This window comes from Mesorhizobium sp. M2A.F.Ca.ET.037.01.1.1 (assembly GCF_003998075.1).
GTDB lineage: Bacteria > Pseudomonadota > Alphaproteobacteria > Rhizobiales > Rhizobiaceae > Mesorhizobium.
Map to the genome: position 1 here is coordinate 1 of NZ_RZSA01001492.1, position 1018 is coordinate 1018.

At 60.9% G+C, this 1018-nt stretch carries 3 protein-coding genes; 2 read left to right on the forward strand and 1 reads right to left on the reverse strand.

Annotated features, from left to right (window positions below):
* Nucleotides 1-369 (forward strand): cobalamin-dependent protein (locus tag EOA27_RS37830; RefSeq protein ID WP_189562359.1); only part of this gene is annotated, 369 nt, incomplete at its 5' end.
* Between the two features lie 82 nt (nucleotides 370-451).
* On the opposite strand, the gene EOA27_RS37835 is transcribed toward EOA27_RS37830, so the two are convergent.
* Entirely contained in the window at nucleotides 452-586 is a 135-nt protein-coding gene (locus EOA27_RS37835) for an entericidin A/B family lipoprotein (protein ID WP_042645015.1), read from the reverse strand.
* A gap of 53 nt (nucleotides 587-639) precedes the next feature.
* On the opposite strand from EOA27_RS37835, the gene EOA27_RS37840 reads away from it, so the two are divergent.
* A partial coding sequence (locus EOA27_RS37840) for a DUF1638 domain-containing protein (protein WP_127258900.1) occupies nucleotides 640-1018 on the forward strand: 379 nt, incomplete at its 3' end.

Here is a 1018-nt window from a genome sequence, read left to right on the forward strand (position 1 = left end):
GGCGACATCCACGACATCGGCAAGAACCTCGTCGGCATGATGATGGAGGGCGCCGGCTTCGACGTCATCGACCTCGGCATCAACAACGCGGTCGAGAAATATCTCGACGCCATCGAGCAGCACCAGCCCGACATCATCGGCATGTCGGCGCTGCTCACCACCACCATGCCCTACATGAAGGTCGTTATCGACACGATGAAGGAAAAGGGCATCCGTGACGATTATGTCGTCCTGGTCGGCGGCGCGCCGCTCAACGAGGAGTTCGGCAAGGCCGTCGGCGCCGACGCCTATTGCCGCGACGCCGCGGTGGCCGTCGAGACCGCAAAGGATTTCATGAAGCGCAAGCACAACGTTCGCGCTTCCGCCTGACACGAGGCATCAGGATGGACCTAAAAAAAGCCGCGCCTTGCAGCGCGGCTTTTTTGTTACCAGATGATGGAAAAGGCTGCGATCAGTTGACAGTGTCCTTGACCGCCCTCGCCGTCGATTTGACGTCCTTGCCGACGCCCCGGATGGTGTTGGCGCAAGCGGTGAGCGCAAGCGCGCAGGCCAGGATGGCGATCGGCGCGACGCGTAGCAGTTTCATGAACAGTGTCTCCCTCGACAGATATTAAGCCCCGCAGCGAAAGCCGGCCCGACTTGGTCAAGACGCAAAAAACGGAACCGAATCAAACAGACAGGCTGCTCGTCATCGCCTGCGGGATGATTGCGCGCGAAGTTTTGGCCGTCAAGCAACAGCTAAAGCTCGACCATCTCGAGCTGACCTGCCTGCCGGCTGAGTTCCATTTCTATCCGGACCGCATCGCGCCGGCGATGGACAAGGCGATCGAGAAGGCCAAGGCGGAAGGCTACGATCACATCTTCGTCGGCTATGCCGACTGCGGCACGGGCGGCCTGCTCGACCGCGTCATCGAGAAGCACGGCGTCGAGCGCATGGCCGGGCCGCACTGCTTTGCCTTCTACCAGGGCATGGAGGCCTATGCGAAGGTCGCCGACGGCGACATGATGTCGTTCTACA

Bases quoted from the DNA above. Each gene is read 5' to 3' on its own strand.
- EOA27_RS37835 (WP_042645015.1), bottom strand. From the start codon at position 586: ATGAAACTGCTACGCGTCGCGCCGATCGCCATCCTGGCCTGCGCGCTT.